At 62.4% G+C, this 17,979-nt stretch carries 14 protein-coding genes; 5 read left to right on the plus strand and 9 right to left on the minus strand.

Going from position 1 to position 17,979, the window contains the following annotated elements; all coding sequences use genetic code 11:
- Positions 1-64 precede the first annotated feature (64 nt).
- Together SKP52_RS13755 and SKP52_RS13760 are read left to right on the plus strand one after the other, a co-directional pair.
- Positions 65-2,602, plus strand: a complete 2,538-nt coding sequence (locus tag SKP52_RS13755; RefSeq protein WP_039575554.1) for a TonB-dependent receptor domain-containing protein — start codon at positions 65-67, stop codon at positions 2,600-2,602.
- On the plus strand, positions 2,602-4,764 hold the full coding sequence (locus SKP52_RS13760; RefSeq protein WP_081997362.1) for a prolyl oligopeptidase family serine peptidase: 2,163 nt from the start codon (positions 2,602-2,604) through the stop codon (positions 4,762-4,764). The genes SKP52_RS13755 and SKP52_RS13760 overlap by 1 nt, the downstream gene beginning before the upstream one ends.
- Here SKP52_RS13760 and SKP52_RS13765 read toward each other — a convergent pair.
- The 4 genes from SKP52_RS13765 to SKP52_RS13775 form a co-directional block, all read right to left on the minus strand.
- Positions 4,761-6,497 carry an asparagine synthase-related protein gene (locus SKP52_RS13765; protein WP_039575556.1) on the minus strand — a complete coding sequence of 579 codons (1,737 nt, stop codon included), beginning with the start codon at positions 6,495-6,497 and terminating at the stop codon, positions 4,761-4,763. The two genes, SKP52_RS13760 and SKP52_RS13765, sit on opposite strands and share 4 nt — an antisense overlap.
- Positions 6,494-7,117, minus strand: a complete 624-nt coding sequence (locus SKP52_RS25465) for a lasso peptide biosynthesis B2 protein (protein ID WP_160292415.1) — start codon at positions 7,115-7,117, stop codon at positions 6,494-6,496. The genes SKP52_RS13765 and SKP52_RS25465 overlap by 4 nt, the downstream gene beginning before the upstream one ends.
- A 53-nt stretch (positions 7,118-7,170) precedes the next feature.
- Complete coding sequence (locus tag SKP52_RS27240) at positions 7,171-7,305, minus strand: hypothetical protein (RefSeq protein ID WP_267127959.1); 135 nt, start codon at positions 7,303-7,305, stop codon at positions 7,171-7,173.
- A gap of 266 nt (positions 7,306-7,571) precedes the next feature.
- Positions 7,572-8,291, minus strand: coding sequence for an acyl-homoserine-lactone synthase (locus SKP52_RS13775; RefSeq protein ID WP_160292416.1), 720 nt, complete (start codon positions 8,289-8,291; stop codon positions 7,572-7,574).
- Between the two features lie 226 nt (positions 8,292-8,517).
- Between SKP52_RS13775 and SKP52_RS13780 the strand changes: the two genes are divergently transcribed.
- Entirely contained in the window at positions 8,518-9,300 is a 783-nt protein-coding gene (locus SKP52_RS13780) for a DNA -binding domain-containing protein (protein ID WP_148309127.1), read from the plus strand.
- 36 nt (positions 9,301-9,336) lie between these two features.
- On the opposite strand, the gene SKP52_RS13785 is transcribed toward SKP52_RS13780, so the two are convergent.
- Genes SKP52_RS13785 through SKP52_RS13800 form a run of 4 tightly spaced genes read right to left on the minus strand, consistent with a single transcriptional unit; the run spans position 9,337 to position 15,222 of the window.
- Entirely contained in the window at positions 9,337-9,900 is a 564-nt protein-coding gene (locus tag SKP52_RS13785; protein ID WP_405053483.1) for a lytic transglycosylase domain-containing protein, read from the minus strand.
- Positions 9,897-12,842, minus strand: coding sequence for a MobF family relaxase (mobF, locus tag SKP52_RS13790; RefSeq protein WP_039575562.1), 2,946 nt, complete (start codon positions 12,840-12,842; stop codon positions 9,897-9,899). The genes SKP52_RS13785 and mobF overlap by 4 nt, the downstream gene beginning before the upstream one ends.
- Positions 12,839-14,902 carry a type IV secretion system DNA-binding domain-containing protein gene (locus SKP52_RS13795; protein ID WP_081997364.1) on the minus strand — a complete coding sequence of 688 codons (2,064 nt, stop codon included), beginning with the start codon at positions 14,900-14,902 and terminating at the stop codon, positions 12,839-12,841. Before SKP52_RS13795 ends, mobF begins: the two co-directional genes overlap by 4 nt.
- The gene (locus SKP52_RS13800) at positions 14,899-15,222 is read right to left on the minus strand and encodes a ribbon-helix-helix protein, CopG family (protein WP_039575565.1); all 324 of its coding nucleotides are present in this window, start codon (positions 15,220-15,222) and stop codon (positions 14,899-14,901) included. Before SKP52_RS13800 ends, SKP52_RS13795 begins: the two co-directional genes overlap by 4 nt.
- A 481-nt stretch (positions 15,223-15,703) precedes the next feature.
- On the opposite strand from SKP52_RS13800, the gene SKP52_RS13805 reads away from it, so the two are divergent.
- On the plus strand, positions 15,704-15,946 hold the full coding sequence (locus tag SKP52_RS13805; protein ID WP_039575569.1) for a hypothetical protein: 243 nt from the start codon (positions 15,704-15,706) through the stop codon (positions 15,944-15,946).
- 186 nt (positions 15,947-16,132) lie between these two features.
- Here the strand turns inward: SKP52_RS13805 and SKP52_RS13810 are convergent, their stop codons facing one another.
- Positions 16,133-17,101, minus strand: a complete 969-nt coding sequence (locus SKP52_RS13810) for a DUF2493 domain-containing protein (protein WP_039581070.1) — start codon at positions 17,099-17,101, stop codon at positions 16,133-16,135.
- A 423-nt stretch (positions 17,102-17,524) separates the two neighbouring features.
- Here SKP52_RS13810 and SKP52_RS13815 point away from each other — a divergent pair, with 423 nt between their 5' ends.
- Positions 17,525-17,971, plus strand: coding sequence for an SRPBCC domain-containing protein (locus SKP52_RS13815; protein ID WP_160292417.1), 447 nt, complete (start codon positions 17,525-17,527; stop codon positions 17,969-17,971).
- The last annotated feature ends 8 nt before the right edge of the window (positions 17,972-17,979 follow it).

A 17,979-nucleotide genomic window follows, 5' to 3' on the forward strand; every position in this document is an offset into this window, starting at 1 on the left:
CGTCAGGCATCCCAGCGACCCGCGCTCAACACGCGCGGGCGGATCACGGATGGGGACAATGGCTATGAGGAATTCACGGCCCGCTTTGGCATTGCTGACTGGAATCGCGGCCTGCGCTGTGCCGACAAGCGCCTATGCACAGGAAGCTGAGAGCTATAACTTTGACCTTCCGGCGCAGGATCTCGGTGATGCACTCTTATCGGTCGCAGCCAAAGCCGGGTGGGAGCTCTATGCTCCGGCGGAAGACCTGGCGGGCGTCTCGTCCCCACAACTTCGCGGCAATTATACGGTCAAGCAAGCTATCGAGCGGCTTCTGCGAGGGACTAATCTCGTCGCTCGATTTGACGACAGAGCCGTTATCATCCGCGGGCGATCAATCGCAGCAACGGCCTCTGAGCAGCAGTCGAGTGACGCTATCGTCGTGACGGGCACTCGGATCGAAGGCGCGCCACCCGCTGCGCCGGTGATCAGAATTTCGAGTGAGGACATTCGGAACGCGGGTCAATCCGATCTCGGCGAGGTCGCGCGCAGCCTGCCGCAGAGCTTCGGAGGCGGACAAAATCCGGGCATCGGAAACAGTCAGGGCGCTCCCAATGAGAACGCTAACGTCAATGGCGCCTCGACCTTCAATTTGCGCGGCATCGGTTCGAACGCCACCCTGACGCTGCTCAACGGCAACCGCTTCGCTTATACCGGTGCCTCGTCGGTTATGGACGTGAGTTCGATCCCCGTCGCTGCGGTCGAACGGATCGAGATTATTCCGGATGGAGCATCGGCAATTTATGGCGCCGACGCGGTTGCGGGTGTCGTCAATATTTTGCTCAAGCGAGACTTTGAGGGTGTCGCAGCGATGGCGCGCCTCGGGGCATCGACCGAAGGTGGAAATGTCCAGCAGCAATATGGGATCCTCGGCGGCAAAACCTGGTCCTCGGGCAACTTGTTGGCGGCTTATGATTACAGCCGGTCATCGGCGATCCTCGCAGGGGACCGCAGTTATGCGATCGCCAATAACCCCGAGACAACGCTAGTGCCTAAAACCTGGCGACACTCGATACTGATAAGCGGACATCAAACCATCGGCCCCGACATTTCGCTTGCGGTCGACCTGCTCTACAAGAAGAGCCGTATTCATTCGGTCACCGGCTATGATCTGGTGCTTGCGCCCGAGGCTATTGGCCTAGAGAACGTCAGTAGCTCCGAAATATTCGGCATCGCGTCGAGCCTTACGGCCGAACTCGGGGATGATTGGCGGCTCAAGGCGAGTGGATTCTTCGGGACTGACCGTACCGGTGGATATTCCGATCTCTATCTGGGCGGCGCGCTAGCGATCCATAACGACAAGGATGTCTTCAATCGAAACCTCGCGCTCGAAGCGGGCGTGGAAGGCCCATTGGCCGAACTTCCGGCCGGTGCGCTCAGCGTGGCATTCGGAGCAGGTGTTCGGCGCCACGATTTCTTTGCAACCTTGCCCTTCAATGACATAGACCGGCGCCGGGATAACCTCTTTGCCTATGGCGAGCTTTTGGTGCCGCTGGCCTCTCCTGCGCAAGCGATAGGCGGCCTGCACCGTTTGTCGCTGACCGGAGCACTGCGCTTCGAGGATTATTCAGATTCCGCAAGCATCGTGACCCCGAAGCTTGGCATTATCTGGGAGCCGGTCGCCATCTTGCGCCTGGGTGCCTCGTGGGGCCGTTCGTTCAAAATGCCGACGCTCTATCAGCAATATGGTGGCTATTACTCGGCGCTCGCGCGAGCCGCGCGTTATGGCACCGGCTACCCAGCTAGCGCGACCGTTCTTATTGCATCCGGGCCCGACAGTCGTCTTGGCCCCGAGCGTTCCGAAAATCTAACCTTGAGCGCCCAGTTGACGCCGGCACGGGGCCTCGAATTCACAGCCGCTTGGTTCGGGATCGACTATAGCGACCGTGTCGCGGCTCCCGCCGCCTCGCTTGTCGGGGTGCTCGATAATCCGCTCTATGCCGATCTAGTGACGCTCGATCCGGACCCCGCCGGCCTCACGGCGACGATCAATGGATCAGTGCTGGGACTCGAAAACAGCACGGGGCTTCCATACGATCCGGCAAACGTCGTGGCCTTCATCGACTCGCGCACCCGCAATGTCGCGCGTCAGCGCTTTTCGGGCCTCGACCTGTCGATCCGCTACCGGATTACCATCGGCGGCGACCGGGAGCTGTCGCTCTCGGCGACCGGCACTTTTCTCAAGAGCCGTCAGCAGCTTATTTCGGGAGCGCCCTGGACTCGCCTCGCGGCGACGCTCTTCCACCCGCCGCATTTTCGTGGGCGTGCTGGGCTGACCTACGGCGGCGATCGCTACAGCTTTTCCGCCTTCGTGAACCACATGAGCGCCCTCGATGACGATCGCCAGACCGTGACCTCGCGTATCTCAGCCTACACGACCGTCGATCTCACCGCGCGCGTCCAGATCGGCCAAGGATTTGACGTATCGATCGCAGCGCTCAATCTCTTCGATAGAAAGCCGACAGCTATCCTCACTGCGTCGCCATTCGACACCCCTTTCGATACGACCAACTATTCGGCGGTCGGGCGCTTCGTCGGTCTTACACTTCGACAAAAGTGGTGATGATAGTTAAGCCGATTAGTGCCGCCGTGACGGCCGCGCTGACAGTCGCGACCCCCGCCGCAACGCAGCAAGCCCGCCATTGGACATTGGAGGATCAGCTTAGCATTCCCGAAGTCGGTGGACTTTCCATTTCCGCCGACGGCCATAGCGCATTCTATGTTGTGCGCGTTGCCGACGTGGCGAGCCGTCGCATGGTGGCCGTGCTACGCCGCGTCGAACTCGAAAGCGGAGCGACGCGCGACATCCTGCGCGCACAATGGATCGACCAGCTCCACCGTATCCCGGGCGAGGATGCCTGGAGCGCCCGCATCGACAAGGGTGATGGCGTGCAGCTCTATCGCATTGAAATGGACGACTCGATTACACCCCTGATTGTTCATCCCGCAACGGCGATTTTCGGGGACACGGAAGGCGCGGTCTATCCGGGATACGGGCATGCGCCGCTCGCTACCGGCGTGAGAGCGCATGACTGGTCGCCCGATGGAAAGCGGCTATTCTATGTCGTGCTCGATGCGGCACCGCAAGCGACCGGGGTACGTCATGGTGAGGATGTCGTCATCGAGCGTGCGCGGCGGCGCGCGCCGGGGACTGCCACCGCTTCAATCTATTTGCGATCCGAGGGGCGAGACACGCTTATCGCCACGCGGCCTAACAATGATATCACTACATTTTTCGAGCGCAATTTCGTCCGGTGGACGTCTGATGCCGTCCTCTTTAATGTGACCGATGTCGATCCCGAAGGTCGATCACGTGTGGTCACGATGGCATGGTCCTTCGCGGCCAAGACGGCCCGGGTCCTCGATACTCTGGCGGAAAGCGCGCAAGCAATTGGCCCGCTAGGTGGGCAACTCTCATCGGAGGGCTATGGAGACCGCCGCGAGCTTGTCGAAGCCATGACGGGAGGCGCGCGGCACAGCTATGGTCATTTACCCTTTGCTCTCGATGGCCGGGCTGCGAGCGGGGTCCGTTCGGCGGACGGCAAGCGATCGATCGTGGGTGTCCGTATGCTCGACAACCCTCGCTTCGGTCTTATTGTGCTGGAACCGGGCCGACTTCGAACGATCGGCGGCGCGTTCAGTCTCAACGACTGCGACTTCACAATATCGCTGAGCAAAGGCGCTTGCATCGCGCAGAGCCAGACGCAGCCTCCGGCGATCGCTGAGATCGACGTCGTGTCTGGGCGGATCAGACCAGTTGCATCAGTATCGCCGCGGCATGAGCGGCTCAGCTCGCTACGGGTCGAACCGCGTACCTGGACTAACCGCCATGGTAATAAGGCGACGGGCTACATCATCTGGCCGCGCCGCTATGTGGCGGGCCAGCGCTATCCCGCTATAGTTATCACGCACGGAACCGATGCAGACGAGCGGTTCGCCAATCGCGAGAACCAGTGGGAATATCCTGCCCAATTATTCGCGGAGCGGGGCTATGTCGTTTTGCTCATCAACGAGCCGAGCGCGCGTGAAAATGCCGAGGTGTGGGCCGCCCGCCTCGCCTGGCGGAACGAAACGAAGGCGGTCGCCCCGGAGACCATGCGCCAGTTGATTTGGCTCAACGGAGTGGCGAGCTATGAAGACGCGGTCATGGAGCTTGTCGGTACTGGCGTCATCGATCAAGCGCGGGTCGGGATCGCGGGGTACAGTCGAGGCTCGCAGATGGTCAATGTCACCATCACCAACTCGTCTCTGTTTCGCGCAGCGTCGAGCGGTGACGGCGGCTATCTCGAACCGGCCTTCTACCCCGATGTCTCTGGTTCTTATGACGCCGTTTTCGGAGGTCCCCCGACTGATCCGGTGGCTCTTATGCATTATCGCCGGCTGTCGCCGTCGCTTCGAGCCGACAAGGTTTGCGGAGCGGTGCTGCAACAAGTTGCCGCCCCGCTTGTTCCATCGATCGATTTTCACACGGCGCTTCGGAAGGCCGGCGTCCCCGCGGAGCTAAGCCTCTATCCTGGCGACGACGCCGCGTCGGATGAAACACATATCTTCCATATACCTTCGAACCGTCTCGGGGCGATGCAGGAGAATATCGCCTGGTTCGACTATTGGCTCCTCGGCGAGCGGGACCCGAACTCGCCCTATGCCGATCGCTATACGGTGTGGGACAAGATGCGCGATGAGGCGCCGCGGCACTGTGGCACGCCACTGCCACTCAAGAACTAGGCCGGCAGCGTACTGCCTTCTTCCCACCAGCGCACCCAAGCTTCGGCCGCGGCGAAAGCTAGGAGACGTATGTCCCGGCCATCGTCTCTCCAGCTTTCGGATCGGACGCGCCGTAGCCACTCTGGGTCCAATACGCCTGCGGCGATCAGTCTGCCGTCGACCAACATCCGGATGGCGTCGTCCGCCCGCGCATTGAAGACTCGCCGAAGGAAGCCCGTCGGCCCTCCCTTTGTCCTCCGTTGGGCAATGAGGGCCGGGAGAAGATCGGCGACCGCAGCGCGCGCGACGGCACGATCACGGCCACCGCGTACCCATTGCCAAGTTGGAATCGACAGGCAGAGTTCGACGATTGGTTGCGACAGCAACGGAGTAATTTGGGGGGCCGCTGTGGATCGAGGATAAAGCTCGATGCTCTTTTGGGCGCGGGCGAGCAGCGCAATATGCGCTGCTTTTCCAGGCAGTGTGCGTCGAGGCGCGCAAAGCCATGGATGTTGATCACCGCCGGATAGCGCCGCGGCTCGGCCGACAGGGCCGAGGCCAGTGAGGTCATATTGAATCCGGTGGCCAGCCTTTCGCCGGTTTATTCGATCCCAGCCTTTTCGGATGACTTCGGCCAAGCCGGCCCCGGTAAGATCGGCGAGGTCCAGCGCAGTGCGAAAAGCGCTGGGCCCAACGCCTCGCGTGAGAACCACGTCTGCGAGCGGCGCCGCGCTGCGCAGGCTGCAGAATACATTGTCTCCCCCGTTGCCAGAGAAATACGCATCGACGGGCCACGCGGCATTGATCCGTGAATGCTCGGCGGAGACCGCGTGAAAATAGTGTGCTGCAAAGGGCAAAGGAAGATGAGGGAGGACCGGTCGGCAGACGTCAACAGCACTCAGGTCGTATAGCGGGGCATCGAGGCGTGTGCCGAGCTTCGTGACCAGCGCCTCGGCGTATCGCCTCTCATCTCCCGTCGTGCCGGGCTCAACCATCGTGAGGCAGCGCATGGCTGGCGAGCGCGGGCCGAGTGCGGCCGCGACGATTGAACTGTCGAGGCCTCCCGAGGCGCCAACTAGAATATGGTCGAAGCAAGTCGACCAAGCTCCGATGCTGTCCTTTAGCGTTTCGCGAAGAGCTTGTGCTGCATTGTCGAAGCTGAACCCCTTCCCCGATTGGACATAATCCCACGGCGACCAGCCTTGCTCGACATGGGGCCCGGCGGCGCTCACGACAAGACGCTCTCCCGGAAGCAGTTCCTCGACGCCTACGATGCCGGTACAGCGTCCGAGCAGGTCGATCCCGGCGAACATGCGAGCGAGCGGCCCATAATCGATTGCGGTGCGACCCGGAACTGCGAGGGTGGTCAGCTCGCTCGCCAAGGTCACGTGGTCGGCATTGCGCCTCATGTAGCATGTCATCATGCCCGATGGATCGCGCAGAACAGTGACTGAGCCGTCCGGCCGGCTGAGGACTGCAATATAGGCACCCCAATAGTCAGACAGCAACGCGCGCCCATCTGTTTCGATGATGCGCTTTCGCTCCGCATTCTCAAGGTTGGTGATGCGAACTGCCGGTATTTGGCGCCGGAAAAGAAGACCGACGAGACAGCCACCTTCGCCGAGTTCGATAGTGGGAGCGAGGCTCGTAAGGCGCGCGGCCGCAGAGATGTACGCGCAATCCGCCTCGTCAGCCGCGACTTCCTGGCCGGCCCATCCTGATGTTGCGATTTCAAGGCGGAAGGCGAGCCTCATCGCACCGTCAGCAAAGGTTGGTAATTCACCACCAGATCGAGCGGGTCGCTCAGCACCGCCGCACCCACCTGAATCCAGCAATGTGCCGAAAATGGCAGCATGACACCTATGACTAGGTCAGATCCCAGACCGCGGCGCGCCAACATCGCGCGCATTGCAATGCTGCGCACGAGGCATTGGTCCGTCGCATTGCGATAGCGCCAAGCCCGCACAAATGCTGCCGCCGTTGATTGGCACCTATCGAGATCACCGCGGGACAGCGAGCTCGGTTTCAGGATCGCTCCGAGCGATTGCCGCGCAAGACTCCTGCGCGCGCGCCACTGTTCCGCCAGCGCCTCTACTAATGTCCATGGAGACGCCGACCCGAGACAATTATCAAAAGCGCTCGTCTCGGGCCGTGGAGCGAGCCGCGGTGCAGGAACAGGTGGGCCAGCTTCAACGAGATTGTTTTCGACGAGCCAGCGCAATTGCCCGCAGGTCGCCGTGCCCAAAGTCGCCGCTTTGAAGGCTTCGGCAGCTGCGCCTTGAAGGAGAAAATAGCGACTGGTCGTGAGATCAAGGCAGACGACGTCCGCGCCAATAATGCTGTACCGAAGGTCCGTGCGAGGGCGGCTCATCATCGTGGGAGAACTGCGCTGGCGTGCGGCACTCGGGGCGCCGCACGCCCTTTGCATCAGTCGTCGGTCTCGATGCCGCCCGCGACGTAGCGCTGGAACGTCTGGAGGTCGATGTCGCCGTTGCCTCCCGACCCGCGGGTTTCGATGCGCGCATCGCCCAGGTCGACGATGCCGTTTTCATGCTTGTCCATGGTTCGTCCTTTCCATCGATTGCGACCGAAATTGAGTCGCATTCAAAAGCTAAGCTCGATGAAGGGGACGATCCATTTTATAATCCAATTATAATCGGATTATAATCGGAACAGGATCGACAAGAAAAAATGTGACCGAGCTATTGGAAACGCGCGTTGGGATCGCGCACCGGAGCCTTTAGCCAAAGCCTGAACATTCGCACCGGAACCCGGTCACGCGCTTTTGAAAAAAGCGCGACAATATAGTGATAAATCTATCTGGTCTTTCAAGGAGAACTGTAACCGGAATCGGTTATTTTTCGACTCAGCGTCCTCCTGAACGCCGCTCCATGATGTCGATGATTGGCTGACGAAATGCGCGCCACATGGGCCGCCGCGCGCGTTTCGGGCTGGAAGAGGCGAGACCCGCCGGCGATACCGCCGGCCATAAAGTTCGCGCGGATCGCGGGATCAATCTCGATCCCGAGCGCCGTAAATACCTGCCCACCCTGATACTGTGCCGGGCCCAGTCGCTTGCACTTCCAGCCGACACTGGCAAACCATGATGAGTGTTCGGGGTCCGCGATGATCGTGTAAGTTCGAACGCCGGCTTCGACGGCGAACTTCGCCAGTCCGTTAAGCAGCATATCATGAACTTCCCAAACTCGGTCGCTACCCTCAGGGAACAACGAACATATTCGGGTAATCTCCCAAACATCGCGCCCCTTCGGAACAATCCCTTCGACAAAGGGCGGACAAGCGGACTCGATCGGGGACGGCCTGATCGTGTGGAGCAGGCGCGCTGAGGCTAGATGCCGATCGTCTTGATCGACAACGATGAGGTAGGTTGCGTGCCCATCATCGAACTGATCGACTTCGTAGAGACCGGCCAAGACAGGCAAATCCCACCCCAACTCATCGACAAAGAAGCGTTTGCGCGCCTCAAACATGGAACGGAGCGCAACGTGCTCACGCGTTCGATTGAACCGGTCGACCACCTTAAGCATGGGCTGCCTCCCTGGCGAAGAAAGGCCTTCCAATTGAACCGAAAAATCGAAGCGCGCCATAGCAGGAAAGGGGGTGTCGGACGCCGCGCCGCGCATAGATAGTTCGCCGTGCGCGCGCTTCGCTGCCTTGCACCGTTTGTTTCAGAACGCATTCGGCTGACAACGCGGACGGGCGTGCCTATCCATTTTGCATGGGGTCGCTAAAGCAAGATCACGAACTGTCAGAGTGAACGGGCTGGGCGGCGATCCCGGACCGGCACCTCAAGTGCCGGATTGGCTGCTGGCCAGCGAATATGCCGTGTTGCTGTTTGCCGATCGGCGCAGTTTCGCATGGGAATGGCTCCGGCGCAGCGCGCCCTATCGCGCGGCATGGCGGGATCGGGAAGTTGGTGAGATTGTCCCCTCTGACTTTGGACTGATGAAACTAGAGGACCCGGATCTTGCGACGCCATATGCTCGACCAATATGGACGCCGGCGCTTGATCCGAGGGTTCTCCGCAGCACCGCGGCGGACGATCAATCGGCATCGAGCGCCAACCTGCTCGATATCCGGAACTTTGCCGAATTCGTGTCAGTCGCCGTCGACGAAACCAACGCCGAACACTGGCTGCTATCCGACGGACATTGGGTGATCAGGCTCGATCTCCATGACGGGACGCTGCTCGGCGGCCCACTGTTTCTGGATTATCAGATCGGAGGTCTAGCGGACACGGGGCCGAAAATCTCCGCGCTGCAGCAGCTCGTCGCACTGGCTACCGACGGCGAACTGCCTACGTCCCTTAAGCCGCGCGAGACCCGGGCGCCGCGATGGATATTGGAACTGAGAACAGCGGACGCGATCGCCACGGGAGCGACCCAGCACGAGATCGCTCAGGCCTTCTTCGGTTCCGCTGTCGCGTCGGAGCGGTGGCGCAAAGAAAGCTCACCTTACCGGTCGCGGGTGCAGCGCCTGGTCAAGGCCGCCCAGCGCCGCCTTGCCGACCCCTTATGCGGGCCATGGTTTTCATGATGTCCGGCGCGGCCCCGTGCGGAGCTTCGGCTGTGATCAGAATATCGCCTTCCCATATCTCTTTTGGAGATGCGCTGCGACGCTCGTCGCATAGCGCGCCTGCCGCCAAGCGGTAGGACTATGATAAACGCCGATCGCTTTCCAATAGTCACCCGTGACCGCCAGACCCGAGAGAAAAATCCAGCGCGCCGCCTCGGCATTGAAACAGGCATCGTTCTGGAGCCAATGCCGGACATGGGTTTCGGATCGCCGGACAAGCGCCGCAATTTTGGGTACCCACCAACTGTTGATTTGCAGCGGCCCGAGATCATGAGTGCCATTGCTGTTGACGACAGCGGCGCCGATCCAGCCGCCTTCCTGATCGCGCAAACCCCAAAGCGTACGTTCGAGCCACGGCTTGCCATGGGCTGCGCTGCGAATGCAGCGCGCGATCTCAGCATTGGCCGTCGCGACTGGCGCGCGAGCCATCGCCGGCAGCGAGAGGCCGAACGCCAAGGTGAAGATGGCCGCCGCCGCGCCGAACCGCAAACTTTGCGGAACGCGGCCCCTGATATGCGACCTGACGGCTTCGGCTGTCCGTGGAAATCGGAATATGTTCATCGATCATGTCCTTGCTGTCGGGAATGCGGTTGTTCGGCGGGCTCGGGAGCGGTCGGTGCATGCGCGCGCTGGTCCTTCGTCGAGCCGGCGAGAATGCCGTTCAGATAGGCATCGAGCTTCGACATGCCGTCTCTCGCGCGGCCCGCGAGCATTTCTGCAAGCGATGGCGGGCGCAGAATCTCGTTCCATTCCCGCTCCCGCTCGGCCCTTCGCTCGGCGCGATCCGCACGCGTGCTCAGCATCTGCTTTCGCGCCCAGTCGAGACTTTCAGCGAGCCGGGCGCCGCGGATGCGATGGCTGTCTCGCCAGAGCCGCCCGAGGCCTTCGAGCGAGGACGTCTTTTCGCCGGAATACCGCTCGAGCTTTTGCACAAGGCGCTCGAGATCTTCGGTCCAGAGTTTCACGCCATAGCGAGCGCGCGTGATGGCGGTGTAGTAATTCTGGCCATTGACGAGGCCCGATCCGACCGGGGCAAGGACATAGACTCGGTCATAGGTCTTCGACTGCGCCGAATAGACCGTCTCGGCATAGCCATGGTCCCAAGTCCGATGAACGGCGAGATCGATCTTCTGCGGCTCGGCGCTCCGGTCCCAGCGAATGGTCGCGACGGTCCCGTCGAGACACTCGATCGTCCCGCGCTCGGCATTTTTTAGGTCGAGTTCCTTCGTCGCCAGCCGCCACTGAATGCGATCGCCCGCGGCAATATCTCGCTTGTCCCCGATGAACACATTGACCTGCGACGCGCGGCCAAGACGGGGATTCCAGAGGATGGTCCGGCCCTTTTCGTCCACAAGACGCACGATCTGGCGGCCGCGCGCATCCCGCGCGAGGCCACTGACGCGATACTCTGCCCCGGCGGCGATCCCGAGTCCCGCGTTGTCGCGCGCGAACATCACTACCTGGCCGCCCGAGTAAAAGCGGGCAAAATGCTTCTCCTGGTCGGTCATGCCCGACGGAGCGAGAATATCGATCCGCGCATCTTCGGCGGCGATAGCGCCTTCCCGTTTCAGCACCTCTCGGATCTGGGTATTCACGATCAGCCTGGTCGCGTTGTCGAGAACGAGGATATTGGTCTTGTCACGGTTCTCGGGCTTGAGCCGCGTCCATTCCGCGACGAGGTTGGCCGCGAGCTTGTCGGCTCCCTCCCCGCTGATGATCTTGTCGAGCGATTGCAGCGACGCGGCATAATCCCCGCTGCGCGCGGTCGCGACCGCGGTCTTCATCGCGCGGGTTTGCTGCCGGACCGCCTCGGTGAGCTCAGCCGTCGGAAGGCCGAGCTTCTGCATCAGCCAGAAGGGTTTGCCCTGCTCGATCGCCCCCGTCTGCTTGTTGTCGCCAAGAAGAAGCACGCGCGCGCCGGTGTCGTGGCTGATCTGCAAGATCCGCTGCGCTTGCCGGCTCCCGAGCTGGCCCGCCTCGTCGACGACCAGGACATGACGATCGGTGATATCATGCCCGCCGCCGCCCAGCAGCGCGGCGACAGTACGAGAGTCGATGGCAGCGTCCTGGCCCAGCTTCGCGGTCGCAGATGAGGTCGGTGCCAGACCGATGAAGGTCCAACCGGCATCGGCCGCGGCCTTCAATTCCTTGATGAGCGTGGATTTGCCCGAGCCGGCGACGCCATGAACACCCATGACGCGGTCACTGGACAGCGCGATCTCGGCGAGCACCTTTCGCTGGTCATCGTTGAGAATGCTACCGCGCAGCGACGTGTCGACCTGTTCCGGCAATGCCAGCGGAACCCCATCGCCAAGGCTCAGCGAAATATGCGTCGATAGCGCGATCTCTAGCCGCGCGGCGCGGCGCGAGGTCCTGCCGCGCGTGAGAATCTGGTCGCCGGTCAGCTCCCTCGTCTTCAGCAGCTTGAGCCGCGCTTCATGTTCCTCAAACAGAGGCCGGACGTCGCGGAGGCGGACGTCGCCGACATGCGAAGCGAGCCCAGTTCGAATGAGCCGGCCGAGATTGTTGACCGCTTCGCGCGTCTCCGATTGGCGAAGTCCGAACAGCGCTGCGCGGCGCGCGGTCGCGGGATCGGCGTCCAGATGCTTCTCCCCACGCGCATCGGCGGCGGCGCGGACAGCTTCGAGCGCGGGAATGTGTGCCTTCGATCTCTCTGCCCACTGGGCATGGAGCGTATCGAGATCAACTTTCTGCTTGGGGGGCCGGGTCGCGAAGAAGGAAATCGATCGTTCGGCCTGCCCCTGGAGACCATGCTCCTTCGCATGCGCATCGATCTGCTCAGCGCGGCGCGACATCGCGTATATAAGATCATTTGGAACATCGCGGATTTCGAACAGTCCCCTTCGCGGGTCGAACTCGATCTCGTAGCCAAGTTCGCGCAGGTCGTGGGCGAGTTCGTTGCGATAGATTTGTCCCGCAGTCATCTGCTCGGCGAACATGGCGCGGGTTTCGAGGCTCGCCATCTGCTCGTCGCCGGCATGCCGAGTCATGTTGAGGATCACGACGTGGGTATGGAGATGCGGGTCGAGTTCGCGCGAGGCATGTTCAGTGAAGCGCGCATAGAGCAGCTGGCCTGTCGTTTCATGCCGAATATTGCCGTCCATACGTCGGCGAAGCTCGGCATGCTCTTCGATCCAGCCGATGGCGGTGCCGACTGCCCGCTCATGCGCGGCGACGATCCGTTCATCGCCCGTCACCAGCGCCATGATCGATACCGATTTCGGGGCGTTGACCGCAAAATCCCACCCCGGATGATGCTGAACCTCGCCGTGGCGGATGCGCCCGAGTTGCTGCTCCTCGACCTTGCCGGCGAGCAACGCCTCGAACGCCCTGCGGTCGATCGGGCCCGAAAGCCCGAGCCCGGCCGCAATTTTCCCGCCCCACTCCGAGGGTTCGTTCCCGCCCTTGGTGTAATAATCGCCGATCGTATAATAGCGGGCGATATTGCCGGGCTTGCCTCCGAGGCGCCGCGGATGGATCATGCCGGTCTCGCCGGACGGCGACGACCACCCGGACGCCCATGCTGTCGCAGGGTGCGGTCCCAGTGCGGAGCGATAATTTCGAGAGGCGTCGCGGGACGGTCGGGCGAACCATCGGTAGGCGTGACAGGTGCGGCTGAGACCTCCCCGTTCTTGTTGTCACGCGATTTTCCGGATGCGCCCGCCGGGTGATCGAGCTTCAACGCGGGCGCATTGACGTCCGGTCCGCGTCTGCCAGTCCGCTTGCGCGCTGGCGCGTCATTCTTCTCCGGTTTCGCCGATCTTGATGCCTCTTCGGACGTACCGGATGACGACGGCAACGACGGTGGTGGTGCTATATGTCGAGGCGGACGGCTGCGCTCGGCGAAGGCCTCAACGATGGATGGCACGTCATTATATTTATCCGCGAACCGAACGACGGGCAGGTCGCGACCGAAGCGCAGATAGCCCGACAGGTTCGGCAGGTTGGTGACCTCCGTGTGCATCACAAGAGGTCTTGTCACCTGGATGCGCGAGAGGTTGACCCCGTCACGCATGTCGTTGACGCCATAGCTCATCCCCTCGTTCGCCTCGACCTGCTCGACTTGCCCGAGATTCTCGCTGACATGCTTGGCGGTGGGGGTATCGTTGGCGCGGAGCGCGACCCAGGTGGAGCAATAGCCGGTGATCGCCGCGGCATCCTGGATGCCATAGGTCGCCTCGAGCTGCGGGTAGGACTGGAAGCCGAGGATGCCGCAGCCGCCATATTTGCGGGCGCGAGCGAGAAAGTCAGAGAGCGACGGCAGTTTCTGGAGCGAGGGAAGCTCGTCGATCACGCAATAGAGACGGCGCTGCTGATCGGGTTTCAGGCTCATGATCGCGCTGATCGCGATATCGAGCCACACGGTGATCAGGGGACGGAGCGAAGGAAGCTGGTCGGCCTTCACGGTAACGAAGAGCCAGCTGTCGTCCCCCTCGGTCGCGACCCAGTCGCGGATCGAAAGCCCGTCGTCGGTATCGTCAAGATAGGCGAAGCTGCGCATGACCGACGCGAGCTCAGCCTGGACGCCCGCCGACGTCCGTTCGCCTTCCATCGAGATGAATGCCGCCGCATCGGTGCCCGCGGCGAAGGCGGACAGATCCTTCAGCGGAGAGCGGACGATGGTGTGGAGGAGGATCGATACATAGGTCCGTCCCTGCGCTGCGAGCTTGCGCAGAACGGCGACCAGAGTACCGCGCGCGGCCTTCGGCCAGAAGGGATCGCCATGCTTGTCGGGGATCGTCGATTCCGCGATCTGGTCGTAATGATAATCGTGCGGGACATCGACCCAGGGCGACCAGACGGCCGAACGCTCGTCGAGGGGGTTGAGCAGGATGTCCTTCCCCTCGCGGTAGAATTTTTCGACGAAGGTGCCGGCGGTATCATAGACGATCGCGCGCTTGCCCTTGGCGCGGATGCCTTCGAGCATCTTGACGATCATGTTGGTCTTCCCCGTTCCGGGTGCACCGCAGATCAGGACATGCTCGGTCTCGAAGGCATGGGGGACGTTGATGCCGCCGATCGAGAAGCTTCCTTTCGTCTCCCTGCGCAGCGCCCGGCGGACCTGCCGAACGGTACCGAAATGCGCCCCGCGCAGGTACTCGTTGGAGCCGAGCCCCTTCCCCGTCCGGGTGAAATAGAACCAGGCGAAGACGAGCGCGGCGAGCGCAAACACCCCGGACAGGATCGCCCCGCTGATGAGGTCGCTCTCGAGTTTTTCGAGCGCCTGTTTCGCGATCGCGGAGTCGACCAGCCAGTCGGCCGAGGTCCAATATTCGCGGCCCTCCGGCGTACGGAACAGGACCGGGTCGTTGGTTCCCGGCGCCGCATCGGCCTTGAAGGTTGCCTCAACGAGCTTGGTGAGGACGAAGCGCTGGTAGGCATCGGACTTTTCGAAGGCGTACCAGATCGCGCCGATGACCCAGATGCTAAGCCCGGCGAGGGTCGTCTGGAAGAAGACCTGGGTGGTCATCCGCACATTGTGGACGATGGCTTGGCCGCCCCGCGTCCAGCTGCCGAGTGTGTCGTTGCGGAAGATGCTCATGACGACGCCCCTTCCCCCAGAGCTGGCAGGTCGCCCGCGCCGATCAGCCCCCGGTCGAGGAGAAGACGGCGGGTATCCTCCATCCCCTTGGCGAGAGATTTGGGCGCGCGCGCGCCGACGTCGGACGCAAGGATCGCAAGCACCTGGATGACGGTCGAGTGGAGTTCGTCGAATCGGGCATGGAAGCCGAAGGGGTCGGCGCCGTTCAGCTGTTCGAGGGCATCGCGAACGAAGGCCGCGGTGGGGACGCCCGCCGCATCGGCATCGGCCGCGAGGCGGTCGTATAGTTCGTCGGGAAGACGAATAGTCAGTCTTGCCATGGCAAGCTCCTGGTCTGGAGCTTCGGCAAGTGAGGACACGTAGCCCCACTGTTATAGCCGAGACCTGCCGTTTTTCCAATAGCTTAGCGCGGCAGCCACGGCTGCCCAAAGATGCCAAGGATTATCAGGGCATTGGCGCGGATGGCAGCCAAGTGCCGCCGCATCTGGCTGCCACGGCGGCCAAATGACGCCGCCTGCGCCAGCGTTCGACTTTAGGGTTAGGCTATTGATTTGCAGGGAGGTTTGGCCCCGCAGAACCCGTGCGTAGGGTGCATTACAAACGCCAACGGCGTGCGTCCGCCCAACGCAGCGACGTGTCGCTGCGACACCTCGTGCCGGAAGGCGCGGGGGTTCCCCCCGTCCGGGGGGATTTCTTCACCTGCCGGCGGCACGCCGGCCATGATAATTGCCGTTTGATCATGGCGCACTCCCTCGGGTAGAATTGGAAGCCGGCGGGCAGACCATTTGAAGGATGATGGTTATGCCCAAGAAGAGTGAACGCGAACGCCTCGCCGACCTCGAAGCGCGTCAGCGCAAGGTTGCGGAGGAGGTCGAGATTGCCCGCCGCGCCGTGCGCGGCCGCTATGCGTCGATCATCGGCGAGCTGGCCGTCGAGGAATTGACCGAGCGGGAATTTCGGGAGCTTGTCGACCTCGCTATCTGGTGTGGCGGCGCAGCGGCGGTGGGAGCACTCAAGTCCCTGCCGATACGGCCCCACAAATAAAGCCATCCCGAAGGGATGCCCCTGCGACGAGCACGGCGAAGCCGCGCGCAGGAGGCCGATGGCATCGCCATCGCATCGGTCGCGCGACGGGCCCCGCCAGGGGTCCCTGAGTGCGGACGACCTTTCCCCTGACGAAAAGAAAAAGGGACGGCCCGGCAATCCGGACCGTCCCATTGCACCACCCGATCAGGCGGCGATACGCTGGTCGATGAAGCGGAAGAAATGCGCGGGCACACCCTTCGCGCGCACCAGCCGAGCGAGATGGGACTGAAGCCCCGAGCCTTCGCAGACCAGCGCTTCTACCGGGTTCAGTCCGAGCAGTTGCTCGTTACGCAGAAATCCTGCGCGTTGTCCGAACTTGCTGTTGAGGGTGAAGGCGACGAGTGGTGTTCCGGTCCGTGCCGCCCATGCGGCGGCGATCGCGTCGCACCCCTTGGACTGCGCCGTCGTCGCCAGCACCATCGCCGGGATACGCGCCTTGATCTGATCGAGCCGCTCGGTGAGGAGCGCGTGATCTTCCCATTGCTGCCCGCCGGAGAATATGACCACCGGCCCTTGCGGGGCGTGGGCATCGATCCCGCGCTGGCGCCGCGCGGCGAGGAAGTCGGTCGCGGCCACCACCGCAGCGGTGCGCTTGCTCGATACCAGCGAGCCCCGCGGCGCCGACCATGGACGCCCGGTTTCGGCGGCGAAGGTCTGGGCGGCATAGTCGCGCATGCAGGCCACCGCGTCGCGCGCTTCGTCGAGGGAGTGGCAGAAGGTCTGCGCCTCCTCCAACTCAGCGGTCAGGATCTCGCTGCCGTCGGCGTCGCGGATCAGATCCTTGACCTTCAGCGCGGCCTTGTCGGCTTCAGCATCGAGCTGGTCCGCGACCTTGTGGAAGCTATGGACGATGCCCCACGCGATGCGGTCCGCGATCCCTTCAAGGCGGGTGTCTCGGAACAGGTCGAAGAAGGTGCGGACCGCCATTTCGGTGGCAAGTTCCGCCGCGCGCGGAAGCGGCATGTCGGCGTCGGTGGGCTCGTCGGCATAGCCCATCCGGAACCCGCCTATGGTTTCGGTGAAGGCGTTTTCGAAGGCGGGCGACACAGTTTCCTCGGCGATAAGGTCGGCGATTTCGTCTGCGGTGCGGAAGGATTGTGTAAGCTTCGTCATGAGAACCTCCTTGAAAAAGAGGTCTCTTTCCCTGCACGGGCTCTGAGCGACGGGGTCAAGGATCGGGCGCAGCCCGACCGCGAAGCGGCGATGGGGGTCACGATTTTCTTTGGCGGCCACCCGTCGCCCGACTGGATGTGCGGCGCTCGCCCCGCCAAGGAAAATGGTGGGGCCCCGTCGTTCTTGAGGCCGACGCTGCCCCCGTGCCACACTAAAAAGAGTTGAGAGAGAAGAAGAGGCTTGCGAAGCGGGGGCTCGATGCCCCCGATTCGCAAATGGTTGCCGCAAAGCACGGTCCCATGTGCTCTATTCCTTGAAACGGATCAGGCCGCAGCGAGGATAAAGCGGGGACGTCCGGCCGTAGCGGTTGGCGCAGATTCTGGAGGTTGAACGATCTTGAACGGGTGCGAAAAGAATGAGCGCGTGGACAGCGCGTCGCGGGTCATTCTCGCGACGCCGCGGCAACTGTTCCGCACCTATTTCGACGCCGAGACGCTGAAGGGCTGGCGCGTGCCGGATGGCGCGACAGGCACCTATTCGGTGCTCGAGCCGCAGCCGGGCGGCCGCTTCTGTCTTAACCTTCTCTATTCGGACCGAACGGAGACCGATGGCCCCGCGGCCGCTATCGAGATCATCACCGGCGAGTTCGCCGAGTTCGTGCCCGATGAGCGCATCGTCGAGGAAATCCATTATACCAACACCGACCCCGCCTATGCTGGCATGATGAGGCTGACCTTCACGATCGAGCCGGCGAAAGCCGGCTCCAAAGTCTCGCTCCACGCGACCGGCATGCCCCAGGCGCTGGAGGTCACCGCACATCGCGCGGCACTCGCCGCAGCGCTGCGGCGGCTGGCGCTGCTGACCGAATGAACAAGAAG

The organism is Sphingopyxis fribergensis, from assembly GCF_000803645.1.
Taxonomy (GTDB): Bacteria; Pseudomonadota; Alphaproteobacteria; order Sphingomonadales; family Sphingomonadaceae; genus Sphingopyxis; species Sphingopyxis fribergensis.

What these genes read in the sequence shown, in the direction of transcription:
- SKP52_RS13800 (WP_039575565.1), bottom strand. Translation starts at nt 15,222, where the DNA reads ATGGCAAGACTGACTATTCGTCTTCCCGACGAACTATACGACCGCCTC.
- SKP52_RS13775 (WP_160292416.1), bottom strand. Translation starts at nt 8,291, where the DNA reads ATGCTTAAGGTGGTCGACCGGTTCAATCGAACGCGTGAGCACGTTGCG.
- SKP52_RS25465 (WP_160292415.1), bottom strand. Translation starts at nt 7,117, where the DNA reads ATGATGAGCCGCCCTCGCACGGACCTTCGGTACAGCATTATTGGCGCG.
- mobF (WP_039575562.1), bottom strand. Translation starts at nt 12,842, where the DNA reads ATGATCCATCCGCGGCGCCTCGGAGGCAAGCCCGGCAATATCGCCCGC.
- SKP52_RS27240 (WP_267127959.1), bottom strand. Translation starts at nt 7,305, where the DNA reads ATGGACAAGCATGAAAACGGCATCGTCGACCTGGGCGATGCGCGCATC.
- SKP52_RS13755 (WP_039575554.1), top strand. Translation starts at nt 65, where the DNA reads ATGAGGAATTCACGGCCCGCTTTGGCATTGCTGACTGGAATCGCGGCC.
- SKP52_RS13810 (WP_039581070.1), bottom strand. Translation starts at nt 17,101, where the DNA reads ATGACGAAGCTTACACAATCCTTCCGCACCGCAGACGAAATCGCCGAC.
- SKP52_RS13805 (WP_039575569.1), top strand. Translation starts at nt 15,704, where the DNA reads ATGCCCAAGAAGAGTGAACGCGAACGCCTCGCCGACCTCGAAGCGCGT.
- SKP52_RS13765 (WP_039575556.1), bottom strand. Translation starts at nt 6,497, where the DNA reads ATGAGGCTCGCCTTCCGCCTTGAAATCGCAACATCAGGATGGGCCGGC.
- SKP52_RS13760 (WP_081997362.1), top strand. Translation starts at nt 2,602, where the DNA reads ATGATAGTTAAGCCGATTAGTGCCGCCGTGACGGCCGCGCTGACAGTC.
- SKP52_RS13795 (WP_081997364.1), bottom strand. Translation starts at nt 14,902, where the DNA reads ATGAGCATCTTCCGCAACGACACACTCGGCAGCTGGACGCGGGGCGGC.
- SKP52_RS13785 (WP_405053483.1), bottom strand. Translation starts at nt 9,900, where the DNA reads ATGAACATATTCCGATTTCCACGGACAGCCGAAGCCGTCAGGTCGCAT.